Here is an 850-nt window from a genome sequence, read left to right on the forward strand (position 1 = left end):
CACTGCTGTCCGGTTTAAATTTGGTGGACATGGCGCACGGTGTTGATTCTACTCGTATTCGAGCGTTTGGCGACGATCTCGGACACGAAAGAGGAGCAACACCGTGCGGCACAAGAATAGCGTCTTTCATGATCTTTTGAAGCGTATTCCCTGGGCGGCGTTTGAGCGGCTTGTGGATGAACACGGGGCTGACAAGCATGTCCGCCGGCTGTCGACCAAAAGCCAGTTCGTCGCCCTCCTGTATGGGCAGTTGGCGGGTTCGGTGAGCCTGCGCGAGATCGTCTTTGGCCTGGAGAGCCACTCTGCACGGCTCTATCATGTCGGCGCAAAGCCGGTGTCGCGCTCGACGCTTGCCGATGCCAATCGTCTGCGTCCGAGCCCTGTCTTTGCCGGGCTGTTTGCGCAGATGGTGGCGATGGCGGGACGCGGCCTGCGCCGGGCGGTGGGCGAGGCAACCTACCTCATCGATGCGACAGGGGTTCGCCTCTCCGGTGCCGGATCGCAGTGGGCGCGGTTTTCCCATCAAGCCTGCGGCGTCAAGGTCCACATCGTCTACGATGCGGATGCCGAACAACCGATCTATGCGGCGGTCACGCCGGCCAATATCAACGACATCACGGCTGCCAAGGCCATGCCGATCGCATCAGGCGCAACCTATGTCTTTGATCTTGGCTATTATGATTTCGGCTGGTGGGCCAAGCTGGACAAAGCCGGATGCCGGATCGTCACCCGGTTCAAGTCGCATACGCCGCTGACGGTCACCCATGAGCAGGCGGTGGACGGCGACGGTGTCATCCTGTCCGACCGCATCGGCCTTTTGCCGGCCCGCCAGGCCAAAAGCCGCAAAAAT

The 850-nt window shown here is 60.8% G+C and carries 1 protein-coding gene; it reads left to right on the forward strand.

The window, feature by feature from the left end; all coding sequences use genetic code 11:
* Positions 1–103 precede the first annotated feature (103 nt).
* Positions 104–850, forward strand: a 747-nt coding sequence (locus PH605_RS25300) for an IS4 family transposase (protein ID WP_142846700.1), incomplete at its 3' end; no start/stop codon positions are given.

This window comes from Agrobacterium sp. CFBP 3001, assembly GCF_027871605.1.
Classification (GTDB): domain Bacteria; phylum Pseudomonadota; class Alphaproteobacteria; order Rhizobiales; family Rhizobiaceae; genus Agrobacterium; species Agrobacterium leguminum.